The sequence below is a fragment of the Gilliamella sp. Fer1-1 genome (genome assembly GCF_001690825.1).
In the GTDB taxonomy this organism is placed as follows: Bacteria; Pseudomonadota; Gammaproteobacteria; order Enterobacterales; family Orbaceae; genus Gilliamella; species Gilliamella apicola_C.
Map to the genome: position 1 here is coordinate 1 of NZ_LZGX01000023.1, position 13,300 is coordinate 13,300.

At 34.9% G+C, this 13,300-nt stretch carries 12 protein-coding genes and 1 pseudogene; 6 read left to right on the plus strand and 7 right to left on the minus strand.

What is annotated here, in order from left to right; genetic code table 11:
- Positions 1-163 precede the first annotated feature (163 nt).
- Together argS and pbpC are read left to right on the plus strand one after the other, a co-directional pair.
- Complete coding sequence (argS, locus tag A9G28_RS02410) at positions 164-1,897, plus strand: arginine--tRNA ligase (RefSeq protein WP_065579656.1); 1,734 nt, start codon at positions 164-166, stop codon at positions 1,895-1,897.
- A 76-nt stretch (positions 1,898-1,973) separates the two neighbouring features.
- Positions 1,974-4,334, plus strand: a complete 2,361-nt coding sequence (pbpC, locus tag A9G28_RS02415; protein WP_065579657.1) for a penicillin-binding protein 1C — start codon at positions 1,974-1,976, stop codon at positions 4,332-4,334.
- 340 nt (positions 4,335-4,674) lie between these two features.
- Here pbpC and A9G28_RS02420 read toward each other — a convergent pair whose 3' ends face one another.
- Both A9G28_RS02420 and A9G28_RS02425 read right to left on the minus strand, forming a co-directional pair.
- Positions 4,675-4,950 (minus strand): DUF7710 domain-containing protein, encoded by a 276-nt coding sequence (locus tag A9G28_RS02420; RefSeq protein WP_065579658.1) that lies wholly within the window; start codon positions 4,948-4,950, stop codon positions 4,675-4,677.
- Between the two features lie 408 nt (positions 4,951-5,358).
- Positions 5,359-5,784, minus strand: coding sequence for a hypothetical protein (locus A9G28_RS02425; protein WP_065566753.1), 426 nt, complete (start codon positions 5,782-5,784; stop codon positions 5,359-5,361).
- Positions 5,785-6,004: 220 nt separating this feature from the next.
- Between A9G28_RS02425 and A9G28_RS02430 the strand changes: the two genes are divergently transcribed.
- The 3 genes and pseudogenes from A9G28_RS02430 (at position 6,005) to A9G28_RS02435 (ending at position 8,140) form a co-directional block, all read left to right on the plus strand.
- Positions 6,005-6,337, plus strand: coding sequence for a transposase (locus tag A9G28_RS02430; protein ID WP_065579659.1), 333 nt, complete (start codon positions 6,005-6,007; stop codon positions 6,335-6,337).
- A gap of 169 nt (positions 6,338-6,506) precedes the next feature.
- A pseudogene (locus A9G28_RS14005) lies at positions 6,507-6,590 on the plus strand (hypothetical protein); the annotation flags it as partial.
- Positions 6,591-7,123: 533 nt separating this feature from the next.
- The gene (locus A9G28_RS02435) at positions 7,124-8,140 is read left to right on the plus strand and encodes an amidohydrolase family protein (protein ID WP_218057310.1); all 1,017 of its coding nucleotides are present in this window, start codon (positions 7,124-7,126) and stop codon (positions 8,138-8,140) included.
- 145 nt (positions 8,141-8,285) lie between these two features.
- Here the strand turns inward: A9G28_RS02435 and A9G28_RS02440 are convergent, their stop codons facing one another.
- The 4 genes from A9G28_RS02440 to rnm form a co-directional block, all read right to left on the minus strand.
- Complete coding sequence (locus A9G28_RS02440) at positions 8,286-9,674, minus strand: hypothetical protein (RefSeq protein WP_065579660.1); 1,389 nt, start codon at positions 9,672-9,674, stop codon at positions 8,286-8,288.
- A 273-nt stretch (positions 9,675-9,947) separates the two neighbouring features.
- Positions 9,948-10,961, minus strand: coding sequence for a 23S rRNA pseudouridine(2605) synthase RluB (gene rluB / locus A9G28_RS02445; protein ID WP_081301483.1), 1,014 nt, complete (start codon positions 10,959-10,961; stop codon positions 9,948-9,950).
- Positions 10,962-11,042: 81 nt separating this feature from the next.
- Positions 11,043-11,663, minus strand: coding sequence for an L-threonylcarbamoyladenylate synthase (locus A9G28_RS02450; RefSeq protein WP_065566756.1), 621 nt, complete (start codon positions 11,661-11,663; stop codon positions 11,043-11,045).
- 99 nt (positions 11,664-11,762) lie between these two features.
- Positions 11,763-12,590: an RNase RNM gene (rnm, locus tag A9G28_RS02455; protein WP_218057097.1), complete on the minus strand. Its 828-nt coding sequence runs from the start codon at positions 12,588-12,590 to the stop codon at positions 11,763-11,765.
- Between the two features lie 70 nt (positions 12,591-12,660).
- Between rnm and rraB the strand changes: the two genes are divergently transcribed.
- Entirely contained in the window at positions 12,661-13,056 is a 396-nt protein-coding gene (rraB, locus tag A9G28_RS02460) for a ribonuclease E inhibitor RraB (RefSeq protein ID WP_065579661.1), read from the plus strand.
- Positions 13,057-13,134: 78 nt separating this feature from the next.
- On the opposite strand, the gene A9G28_RS14010 is transcribed toward rraB, so the two are convergent.
- Positions 13,135-13,293 carry a chitobiase/beta-hexosaminidase C-terminal domain-containing protein gene (locus tag A9G28_RS14010; RefSeq protein WP_442903010.1) on the minus strand — a complete coding sequence of 53 codons (159 nt, stop codon included), beginning with the start codon at positions 13,291-13,293 and terminating at the stop codon, positions 13,135-13,137.
- Positions 13,294-13,300: the final 7 nt, after the last annotated feature.

Below are 13,300 nucleotides of genomic sequence, written 5' to 3' on the forward strand. Positions count from 1 at the left end.
AATAGGGTTATTTATAATAAATCATAAAGTAGCATATCGATTTTACTTAAATTTTTCACTTTTTCTTTAAGCAAAAACCATCGAGCCACTTATGCAATCAGTGACAATTATCGACTTTGTCGGTATTATATTGGTCATTTTATTATAATTAGTTAGGTTTAGTGTGAATATTCAACAATTATTAACACAACGTGTTTCGCAAGCAATGATTATGGCGGGTGCAGATAAGAACTGCGATGCGCTAATTAAGCAATCAACTAAAGTGCAATTTGGCGATTATCAAGCTAATGGCGTTATGTCAATTGCCAAAAAGCTAGGCATGCCACCTCGGGAACTTGCTCAGACAGTTTTACAACATCTTGATGTTGATGATATTGCTGAAAAAGTTGAGATTGCAGGTCCTGGGTTTATCAATATCTTTTTAAAAAATAGTTGGATTGCTGAGCAAAATGAAATTGCTTTAAGCAGTGATAAACTTAACATTACTTTACCTGCAAAACCTCAAACCATTGTGGTTGATTATTCTGCGCCTAATGTGGCAAAAGAGATGCATGTTGGACATTTGCGCTCAACAATTATTGGCGATGCCAGTGTTCGTGTTTTATCTTTTTTAGGTCATCACGTTACCCGTGCTAACCATGTTGGAGACTGGGGCACTCAGTTTGGTATGTTAATTGCTTATCTTGAAAAAATGCAAAATGAGCATGCTAATGACATGGCGCTATCAGATTTAGAATCTTTCTATCGCGCAGCTAAAAAACATTATGACGAAGACGAAGTATTTGCCGAAAAAGCGCGTAATTATGTAGTGAAATTACAAGGTGGCGATGAATATTGTCGTGATATGTGGCGCAAGCTAGTTGATATTACCATGACGCAAAATATTGCCACTTATCAACGTTTAAATGTTACCTTATCGCTTGAAGACACCATGGGTGAAAGCATCTATAACAGCATGCTACCTAATATCGTTGCCGATTTAAAACAGAAAGGGCTTGCGGTTGAAAGTGAAGGGGCGATTGTTGTTTTTCTTGATGAGTATAAAAACAAAGAAGGCGAACCAATGGGCGTTATCATCCAAAAACGTGATGGTGGCTACCTTTATGCGACAACTGATATTGCTTGCGTTAAATACCGTTACGAAACATTACATGCTGATCGTATTCTTTATTATATTGACTCCCGCCAACATCAACATTTAGAGCAAGTTTGGACAATTGTTCATAAAGCGAAGTATGTGCCTGAATCATTAAAACTAGAACACCATATGTTTGGTATGATGTTGGGTAAAGATGGCAAGCCATTTAAAACTCGCTCTGGTGATACCGTTAAATTAAATGATTTGTTAGATGAAGCGTGTGAACGTGCAACAACGTTAATTCGTAGCAAAAATCCTGAATTATCTGACAGTGAGCTTGCCCAAATAGTTGATGCTGTCGCTATTGGTGCTGTTAAATATGCCGATCTTTCAAAAAATCGTACTACCGATTATGTGTTTGATTGGGATAATATGTTGTCATTTGAAGGTAATACCGCACCTTATTTGCAATATGCTTACACTCGAGTACTGTCCATATTTAAAAAAGAAAATATTAACGAAGACAGTTTAACAGGCAAAATTAGTTTAGACACAGACAAAGAACGAGCTTTAGCAATGCGTTTAATTCAGTTTGATGAAACTATTTCAATTGTAGCTAGTGAAGGAACACCTCATGTGCTTTGTGCTTATCTTTATGAAATTGCAACGCTGTTTTCAAGCTTTTATGAAAACTGCCCTATTTTAGCAGCCGAAAGCGAAAGTTTAAAACAAAGCCGTTTAAAATTAGCCTCTTTAACAGCGAAAACACTTAAAACTGGTCTTGACATGTTAGGTATTAAGACGGTTGATAAAATGTAGTTAAGTCGCCACCTATGCTAATGCATAAGTGGCATTTTTGCTTAAATATATTACATTTTAATTTTTATAACTAAATATGATTGGATTTATTGTTCGTCATCAAAATAAGTTAATGGCTTTGTTGCTATTATTTATTGCTATCCTTGTGATTCGTTTGTATCCACATCCACCTCTTTGTGAACCACTAACTTTTTCAAAACGCTATTATGATGACAATAACCAACTCATTCGAATGACATTAGCCAAGGATGATCGGTATCGTTTATGGACACCTTTAGAGGATGTTTCACCCGATATTATTAATGGACTACTATTACACGAAGATCAGTGGTTTTATTATCATATCGGTATTAATCCATTTAGTTTAGCTAGAGCTTTTGGCGCAACCTATTTAGGTGGGGGTAATCGTCAAGGTGCATCAACCATTACCATGCAGTTAGCACGAATGCGTTGGCAGTTAAATACTAAAAATATTGGCGGTAAATTGCATCAAATTGCTCGAGCGATACAATTAGAGTTGATGTATTCTAAGCATGATATTTTAGAGGCTTATTTAAATTATGCGCCTTTCGGGCGCAATATTGAAAGTATTGGTGCAGCATCGATAATCTATTTTAATAAACCGCCATCGCAAGTGAATTTACCTGAAGCATTAACGCTAGTGGTTCTACCTCAATCTCCAACATACCGTATTGATCGTAAAACGGGATTTGCAGGTAAAGCATTAGTAAAAGCCAGAAATCAATTATTTGAACGCTGGCAAGAAAAATATGATGTAGATAGCAATATTGCCGCTCTTTTTTTGCAAAAACTAGTTTTACGCCAACCTGAACAAATGCCTTTTGGCGCGCCTCATTTTGTTAATCAGATAATTCAACAACACCATAGCAATGCTCAAGAAGTTAAAACGACGTTAGATAGTAATTTGCAAAAAATCATTAGTCGGCAAGTTAATTTGTTTATTGAACGAAGCCGTTTAAAAAACATTAATAATGCATCGGTAATTTTGGTTGATACACAAACAATGCAGGTTAAGGCGCTGATAGGATCGGCAAATTACTTTGGTAATTCTATTCAAGGTCAAGTTAACGGCACGCTTGCCAAACGCTCACCTGGCTCTACACTTAAACCATTTATTTATGCGCTAGGCATTGATCAAGGCGTTTTGCATCCTCGTACTATTCTAAAGGATGTTGCCACCGATTTTGGGGCATATACTCCTGAAAATTTTGATCGTAACTTTCGTGGTCCTATCTCAGCAACCGATGCATTAATTCATAGCCGTAATATACCTGCAGTAACGGTTGCTTCTAAATTACATAATCCCTCTTTTTATCAATTCTTAGTTAATGCCCACATTCAAAAACTTGCTGATGAATCACATTATGGTTTATCTCTAGTTCTCGGCGGCGGTGAAATTAGTGCGCAAGAATTAGTTGGACTGTATGCCATGTTAGCTAATGAAGGGCGTTGGCAACCATTAAAATTTACTGAACCAACGATATTACCCAAGCCACAACATACGTTACCCGAACCGCAACAATTGTTAAGCCCTCAAGCGGCATTTATGACAATTGATATGCTGAAACAAAATACTCGCCCACAAGATGTTCTTAGTAAAATGCAAAATAAAATAATTCCTGTTGCATGGAAGACGGGTACATCATGGGGATTTCGTGATGCTTGGACAGCAGGAACTTTTGGCCATTACGCTATGGTCGTTTGGCTTGGTAATTTTGATGGTAGTGGCAATAATGCTTTTGTAGGTATAGATGCTGCTACGCCACTTTTTTTTAATATTGTTGATAGTATAAATGCTTATTATCCTAACTTGCATAAACCGAATCGCCCATTACCGCCTAATTTAAAGCGTATTGATATTTGCCTAACGAGTGGTAATTTATTAACTCAATGGTGCAAAGCAAAAGGCAAAACATGGTTTATTCCTGGCGTTTCGCCAATTAATCCAGATACTATTTTTAGACCCGTTATGATCGATAACCAAACAGGTAAAGCAGTTTGCCCGCCTTATGACTTAACAACGTCTCACTTAGCCGTTTTTGAATACTGGCCTTCAGATTTAGCTGCTATTTTTGCAAGCGCAGGCATTCCTAAAAAAACACCACCATCAACCAAGCATTGCCGTTCATCACAAAACTATTTAGGTGAACCACCCAAAATAACTTCACCACTTAAAAATGTGGTTTATCAATTTAGATCAACAAAACAAAAAAATGAACAAATCAGTTTTACTGCTACCAGTGATGGCAATGTAAAAACACTTTACTGGTTTGTTAATAATAATTTTATTGGGCAAACAGATCCAAGAAATGCAATTAACTGGATCCCAACACAAAGTGGCACATTCAAAATATTAGTGATGGATGATTTGGGACGAAGCAATTCTAGAAAAATTAAAATCGAACTTTTTGATTAATCGATTATGATGATAGCTAACTTTAAATGGCGTAGGATCATAATGAGAATTTAAATTACATTAATTATTTAACTGTATTAATTACTAATTCATTAATATGATTTTTAGTTTAGTTGACAAATTCAATAAAATAAAATACCGCATTATGCGGATCAACTGCCTACAACTAAGCCCACCTAGATTACACCATGAAGTGCAATTGGCCTTAACGCCTTAGAATAAAAGCAGGCAGGACTTTTAAACTTATGTCGTTTTCTTTGGTGTGAGTTCAATAAGCTGTATGAGTTTTTACTTAATCGAGAAGATATTGAATACACAAAGACCAAAGTCATTAGCATTTTTATTCCATCCTCTCGCCATTTTGATAATGGTAATGAACCAAATAAGCACTAGTAAAATTTTGAATAAACTTACCACTATGTTGATAATCCCTTTTAGGCTCAAAAAAACCTTTTTCAATAGCCCATTCATATACACTTTTATTTAGAGGCATCTTTGTTAAAATCCCACTTAAACAATATTTTTTTATAAAGTCTTCTGCCTGTTTTAACTCCTCATAAACACCTGAGCAAAACTGAGCTTCATTTCCATGAAAAATCCATATAAACGATTGCATTATTTTCTCCCACATACCCTACTACGATGATTTTTATATTTAAGCCAACGTTTAATTGTATTTAAACCCTTTCCAATTTTGATATATTTCGATCAACAACACTGCGCCGTTGTTTATTTAACTCGGGTTAGCTTTTTACTGGTTTCCCATTAGCTCCACCCCCTATCATTCCACCTTCACCTTTTACGTGAACATGTGCTAGAGGGTGCCCCTACCATGATAATAGTACTCAATGATAATATCACTATCTTTAACTATTATAGTAGAAGGAAAAGTTGAGCTGGCATGTAACCTCCACGGATCGACTCAAGTCAATCCATTAGACGCATACTAATACAGATTAAATCCATCTAACAGCCCAATTGCGATTAGCAGGGTAAAGCGTCTGTAGTTGGATAAGTATTTCTTCTATTTTTTCTCATGAAGAATATTAACAAATAAATTATGTATATTCTGACAAAAAACTGAATTTTCAATTAGTTCAGGTAACACAAGTACATAATAAAATACATTATCAAAATGCAAATTTATATCATAAGGTTCAAAATCCGAATCATTATCGAATTCAAATAGTGTAGCGATCCCATTCAACGTTGTATTTTTTGCCTCGATTCCAAAGCAACCTTCACCATTAATATCCAAATTATAGCCATTCTCAAGATGAGAATCTTGCATTTCATCATTTTTATAGAAAAATAGAAACTCTTCATCTCGAAAACTATCTCGTTTATATTTATAATTAATAGATGCTATTTTTTTGATCAATGAAGAAAACACATCATCTATCGACTTATTAGTATAAAACCCATACATAACACCTGTCCATTCAGTCATATATTTATCTCCTAAACTATTTGCCTCCAAAAGCGCCATGTTTAATATAACTTCAGAGCTTATTATGCGCACTTCTGAGCTGTTTTTCTTCTATATATAGCCTTAAATCCTAGATTACACCATGAAGTACAATTCGTCTTGGATAGGTTAGGCTACACTAAATCATCCAACTTTTTTAAGGGGGTAAGGCAAACTTATCACAATTAAAAAAGGAGGTAACTTGAATAATATTAAACGAAAAAGGCGAACATTCAATGATGATTTTAAACACCAAATGGCTAGCCTTTATCAACACGGTAAATCACGTAGTAAAATCGTTGCAGAATTTGATTTGACCTCATCAACATTAGACCATTGGATAACGCAAGCCAGCCAAAGAGGTTCATTTAAAACAAAAGATAATCGCAGTCCGCAAGAACAAGAGTTGATAACTTTGCTCAAAGCGCTTCAACAACGCTGTATGGAAAACAATATTTTAAAGTTTGAATATGTGTTGCCATTCCATACAAAACCTACTACATTAAATTTACTTTTTATTAAACAAGGGGAATAAAGTGATAATTGTAAATCTTACATTTAAAAAACCTATGCCAGAAATTTTAGCAAAATTAGATGAACATAATATATTTTTAGATGAATGTTTAAGGGAATTTAGCATTCAGCGGTCATTAAGTCATAAGGGATGACCCTATGATAATGCGGTTGCTGATGCGACATTTAAATCGGTGAAGACTGAATTTGTGTCAAACACGATTTTTGATTCACTTAAACAGCTTAGGTTGCAATTTAATCACTATGTGAATTGATTTAATGGCAACCAGCTTCATCCATCTTTAAATTATCAGTCATCGATTGAATATAAAATGAATCGATGATCTTATCTTTTTGGTACTAAAAAGTGTGAGCACACTATTTTCGCCAAAATCAGCTTATATGACAAATAGTCTAAAACAGAACAATACATGACTAATCTCTTTTTTTTGACAATAAATTATCATTATTAAATAATTAGTTAGAATTTTATGCTTAACCCTTACTGGTTATTAGCGTTGTTAAAATTTCACTTTGCAAGTAAATAATCTAAAAAATAATACTATAACATTTTCATTTATTTAGATATTTTATAAATGATAGTGCTTGCTATTACGTTTATTTTGATTAGAATTTCTGCAATTTTTAATTAATAAGGCGTGAGTGTAATGAGCATTAGTAAATCAATCATTTTAATCACTCAATTTATTGGTATTACATATTATCCTCCTTTTTGGGGGATTTTTTTTATCTATTCCATACAATTATTTCACTCCTATTTAAAACAATTGAATTATAGAGGCTAATTATGATTGAGCATAAAAAAATGTTGTTAACCACAAGAGACCAAAGTTTAAAAGCCTATTTAATGAATAAAATTAAGCAAAATGGCGGATGGGTTAATGCTCATATGCATGCTGATCGAGCTTTTACCATCTCGGTTGATAGCTTTGATGTTTATCAAAAGCAGACTTTGATTGAAAAATGGGACACCCTTGATAAAGTCAAAGCCGCAATGAGCGAAGATGATTACTATCGCCATTTTAGTATGGCCGTTGAACGAATGATTGAGCAAGGTGTGAGTGCGATGGGATCTTTTGTTGATATTGATCCGATTGTGGAAGAACGAGCAATTAAAGGCGCTTTAAGAGCACGAGAAACTTATAAAAATGACATCATTATAAAACTAGTCAATCAAACTTTAAAAGGCGTTATTGATAAAGATGCTCGTTATTGGTTTGATAAAGGCGCTGATTTAGTTGATATTATTGGTGGTTTGCCTCGCCGTGATGAGCGTGATCATGGCAAAGGTATGGGACTTAAACATCTTGATGTGTTAATGCAAACAGGTAAATCACTCGATAAAATGGTGCATGTGCATGTTGATCAGTTTAATTCACAAGATGAAATAGAAACCGAGCAACTTACCGATAAAACTCTTGAGCATGGCATGCATGGAAGAGTTGTTGCCATTCATAGTATTTCGATTACAGCTCATAGTTTAGAATACCGCCAAAAGCTCTACAAAAAAATGAAAGAAGCAAAAATGATGGTGATTGCTTGTCCTTTTGCTTGGATTGATAGCCCTCGCCGTGAAGAACAAGGCCCTACTCGTAACTCATTAACGCCCGTGGATGAACTTGCAACAGCGGGGATCCCTGTTGCTATTGGTACCGATAATGTGAGCGATTATATGTTGCCATTTTCAACGGGAAATATGTGGGAAGAGCTTAAGCTGTTAGTAACAGGATGTCGCTATACTGATTTAGATAATGTGATTAATGTGGCAACAAAAAATGGGCGAATGGTGCTTGGGCTTGAGTAATTCAATTAAAAATCCAAAGAATATCAAATAATATTGTAAAATATTATTTTTAATTTGCTATTTTAACCATTATGTTGTTCATCGAGTGTGGCAAAAAGTAGATCACTCTACTTTTTGCCACACTTTGAAATACACTCTGCGTTAACTATAGATATGAAAGATCTCTAATAATGTCTTCTAGCCTTAATTTTACTTCGTTTAATTGTTGTTTTTGAGCTAGTTCAAGCAATCTTTCTCTACTTTGTAAAGTGCCTTCACTGTAATTATGTAAATTTGATGGCACGTTACCAGAATAAATATAATCATATTTTGCAGATGTCTGCTCAATATTAAAAGATCGGCTGTAACTATACGCACCATGAGCTTCAATTTCAGTAGTCAATGTTAATTTATTGCTGTGGGTCACCGTTTGTAAATTATATTGCTGATCTTTGTAGGTTTTGACTTGATTTTTATTACCGTTATCGTCAACCATTTCAATAAATTTATCAAATACTTTTTCAGTTTTAGTTTGATTGTTAACTGATTGTCCAAGGTCTGAAAATTCAACATTACTTTTTATACGCATGATAACATCAGCTTCACTCGGATTGTAAATAACAAATTGAATAAAATCTTTGCGCAAAATATCTCTTACATAAGAGCGTAATTCTGTAGAATTATAATAAATTCTAACTATTCCTTTGTTAGTATATTTGTCAGATTGAAAAGTTGCATCACGATAAGCTCCGTATTGTCTGTAAGCTGAAGCGGCCCAGGCATAGTATTTGGCTACTTCGCGAAATTCGTAACGGTGCGTTGCGGTATTTGCGAGTTGTTGTGCCTGCTGGTAATATTTTTCTGCTTCTTGTGCACAATGTTTTCGATCATTATCGACAGCAAGCTTGCCACTATCTTTGTATTTCCCAAGTGGTTGGTATACCTCTGAAGCATTATTAAATGCCTCTGCTGCAGCTTTATAGTTACCTTGCTGCTCTAACATTTTGCCTTGATTATAATAATCTTTAGCTGCAAGTTGCATATATTTTGTTTTTGCATTTTTATATAAGTTTTCAATATTTTTATAGTTATATTGCTCAAATCCTTTTTGATATAAATCAGCTCTTTTTCTGTAACTTTCGCTGTCGGTTCCAGTTATAGAGTTACCATAATCATAATATTGTTTAGCAATTGTTTCTTCTAACTTTTTGATATCGTATTTATCATTAAAAAAGCTGACAGTTTGGCTATAAAAACGATCGCTCAACATCATTTTCATTTTAAGTAAACTTTGATAAGCGTTAATACGATGTTGATAATCTGTATTTGCTGTGTGAGCCAAATCCGCCTCATAATGAGCCATAACATTACTTACTATAGTGCGTAACTTTTCAGCTCTACCTTTATCAAATTTTGCTTGACCTTTTTCATCAATACTGGCAGTTAATAAACTGATACTTTCCAAATACTTTCCTTCTTTATATGCTTGATCAGCCGTTCGAGCATGACAAGCAGATAAAAGAAAAAGAAAAAAAATTGTTATGGCTATCCGCATAATATTTCCTTTAAATAGATTTAATTAAATTATCAATTCATTGCAGGTAAAATCATTTTATTATTTTTAACTAATTGATCTGCGATTAATTAGTGCAAATTAGTGTATAGAAAATTTTAAACAATTTATTAACCATTTTTGCTAAAAAAGCGAACAAAAATAGTCTCTATTCAAAAAATATCAATATACTTATTTTTAGAGAATATAAAAGGTAAGATAAAGTGATCAGACAATACTCTCAATAAAATGAACTTTATTGAGAGTTATAACATGTTATTTTCTAGTTGGCTTTTTAGCTGTCGCTTGGCGAGGCGCGTGGGATGCTCTAGACAAATTGGTCAATTTAGCCCGCTTAGGTCTTATTATACGTTTGTCTGACGATGATCCTGTTGTAAAGCTTTTGGCTTCTGGCGGTAATCCAACAAGTTCACGTAGATAATTCACAGAGTCTATGCCTAATTCCATCCACGTTCCACGTGACAGCCCTTTAGGTAAAGTGATATTGCCATAACGAATACGCAGCAATCGGCTAACTTGTACTTCAATAGCTTCCCACATTCTGCGAACTTCTCGATTGCGACCTTCAGTGATAACCACATTAAACCATTGGTTAAGTCCATCACCACCTTGTGCTTTAATTGATTGAAATGAAGCAGGGCCATCTTCGAGTTGTACCCCTTTACGAAGTTGGTTAATCTGTTGATCAGTCACATTACCAAATACGCGAACAGCATACTCACGCTCAATTTCATGCCGTGGATGCATTAAGCGATTAGCCAGTTCACCATCAGTGGTAAATAATAGTAAGCCAGAAGTATTGATATCAAGTCTACCAATATTAATCCAGCGAGCATTTTTTAAGCGAGGCAACCGTTCAAAAACCGTTGCTCGCCCCTGTGGATCGTTACGAGAACAGATTTCACCTTCTGGTTTATAATAAGCAAGGACACGACAAACTTCTTTTTCTTTACTTCTAAGCTGAACCAGATGTCCATTAATACGTATTTTAGGATTAGCATTAACATCAACGCGATCGCCTAACGTAGCAATTTTACCATCCACACTGATTTTACCTGCTGCAATCATTGCCTCAATTTCACGGCGCGATCCATTTCCTAAATTAGCTAATACCTTTTGTAGTTTTTCAGTATTATCAGGTGGCAAATTTTTACGAGCTACGCTTGCTGGGCAAAACGCTTTCGTTTTTTTATTGGATTGATTATCTTTTTCATTGATTTTATTGTTTTTTTTACTAACTTGTGAAAATGTAGATCTGCTATGTTTCATATTATCCTCACTGTTACCTTCTCAGGTATCATTTTATCTATTTATACTATTGTCGAAATATCGACAATAAAAAATGGTTGCTTATTCAAATGGTTTAGTGTCACCACTTCCTTTACGTATAATTTCGGGATAGTCATTAGTTAAGTCAATTACGCTGGTTGGTTGCTGGCTAATATAACCGCCGTGTACAATTGCATCGAGCTGATGGCCTATTTTATCTTCTATCTCGTCGGGATCTGATTGTGCCTGATCATCATTAGGTAAAATCAGCGTGGTGGTCATTAATGGCTGCCCTAATAATTCAAGTAGTGCTAAATCAATTTTATCATCTGGAATTCGTAATCCTATTGTTTTACGCTTTTCATTCAATAATCGACGTGGTACTTCTTTGCTAGCTTGTAAAATAAAGACATATTTTCCTGGTGTATTATTTTTTAATAACCGAAAAGTGGTATTATCCACATAAGCATAACAAGACAATTCAGACAGGTCACTGCACATTAACGTAAAATGATGACGCTTATCAAGTTGGCGGATTTGACAAATACGATCAACACCTTGTTTATTATCAAGCAAGCACCCTAGTGAATAACCCGAATCGGTTGGAAAAGCGATAACACCGCCATCATTTAATATATTAACAACTTGCTCTAATAGTCGTTTTTGGGGGTTATCAGGGTGAATATAAAAAGTTTGGCTCATAATTGTTCTATATCAATATAATTTTAATGTTGAAGATGATACCATCAAGTATTTGATGGAACGTAAATATCAAACCTTTTTAACCCATTATTATTAGCGTTACCAATTATGCCAAATTGGTGTAACGCTACCAGGCAATGGTGTTGTTTTACCTAAATCTAAATAGGTATCAACGCCATGAAAATCCGATCCTTGTGATGCCAACAGGTCAAATTCATTGGCTAATTTAGCTAATCGAGTTAAATCATCTTGCGTTTGCCGGCTTTGCGAAACTTCAATTGCCACACCACCACAAACTTTAAACTCACTGACTAATAGCTTCAATTTAGTTAAGGTTAGATCGTAACGACTTGGGTGAGCAAGTACCGCTTGTCCGCCTGCGGCTTGAATAGCGTTAACCGCATCAGCAATGCAGCACCATGTTGCTGGCACATAAGCATACCCTCCTTTGCCTAAATACTTTTTAAATGCCCTTTTGATATCCTTAACATAACCGTTAGCGACTAAAAATCTTGCAAAATGGGCACGTGAAACAATATCACCTTTAGCAAAATGTTGTGCTTGTTGATAAGCATTTTCTATACTGACTTTAGCTAGTTTATCACTTATAGCTAACGCTCGATTAATGCGTCCTTGTTCTTGTGAAGATAGCAATGCCAATAACTGTGGATTTTCAATATCAATATTCAACCCTACAATATGAATTTCGCTGTTTTTCCACGCTGTTGATATTTCAACGCCACACACTAATTTAACGGGTAAATTTTCATTAGCAATCACTTTTTGCGCTTCAGGTAAACCTTTAACGGTATCATGATCAGTAATAGCCAAAAGAGCGATTTGATTATCCACCGCTCTTTTGATAAGTTGGCTTGGCGTTAAAACACCATCTGATGCAGTGGTATGAGAATGTAAATCAACAATCACTTTTTTCTCGAAAATTATTTTGAAACGTGTAATATACCACACAAATTGCATGACCACGAAAAGGTATATTATGAAAGATCAAATTATTCTTGCTCAGCAAGATACTAACGCTATTATTGAAGAACTATTAGAAGATGGTAGCGATCCTCATGCGCTTTATATTATTGAACACCATGTTTCATCGCAAGATTTTGATAAATTAGAAAAAGTAGCAGTAGAAGCCTATAAATTGGGTTATGAGGCAACCGATCCTGATGAAGATGTAGATGATGCAGGCAACGTTGTTATTGGTTTTGATATTATTGCCGAAAGCCCGCTTAATGCTGAATTAATCAATGCGCAAATTGCTGAAATAATCAACCTTACCGCCCAGTTTGGCATCAATTATGATGGCTGGGGCACGTATTTTGAAGATGGCAGCGATGACGATTTTGATGATGCTGAGTTGATGGAAACCGTGCACTAAACATTATCCATATCTTTTTAAATACCTACTGTTATCCATCAAACAACGGATAACAGTAGTTGATTAGATTAGCATAACTTATTTTACTTCCTCTATACGACTCGTTCTTTTTTGATTTGGCGATACACTTCGCACAGAAACGGTTTCACCCTTTTTAATATTAACTGGCTCATTATAACGGTGCCATTGTTTTCCTTGGTTGGTTGAATATTCAATAGTTAAGCCAGGAAAAACAATATTTGTT

Bases quoted from the DNA above. Each gene is read 5' to 3' on its own strand.
- pbpC (WP_065579657.1), top strand. From the start codon at position 1,974: ATGATTGGATTTATTGTTCGTCATCAAAATAAGTTAATGGCTTTGTTG.
- A9G28_RS02420 (WP_065579658.1), bottom strand. From the start codon at position 4,950: ATGCAATCGTTTATATGGATTTTTCATGGAAATGAAGCTCAGTTTTGC.
- A9G28_RS02425 (WP_065566753.1), bottom strand. From the start codon at position 5,784: ATGACTGAATGGACAGGTGTTATGTATGGGTTTTATACTAATAAGTCG.
- A9G28_RS02435 (WP_218057310.1), top strand. From the start codon at position 7,124: ATGATTGAGCATAAAAAAATGTTGTTAACCACAAGAGACCAAAGTTTA.
- A9G28_RS02440 (WP_065579660.1), bottom strand. From the start codon at position 9,674: ATGCGGATAGCCATAACAATTTTTTTTCTTTTTCTTTTATCTGCTTGT.
- rluB (WP_081301483.1), bottom strand. From the start codon at position 10,961: ATGAAACATAGCAGATCTACATTTTCACAAGTTAGTAAAAAAAACAAT.
- A9G28_RS02450 (WP_065566756.1), bottom strand. From the start codon at position 11,663: ATGAGCCAAACTTTTTATATTCACCCTGATAACCCCCAAAAACGACTA.
- rraB (WP_065579661.1), top strand. From the start codon at position 12,661: ATGAAAGATCAAATTATTCTTGCTCAGCAAGATACTAACGCTATTATT.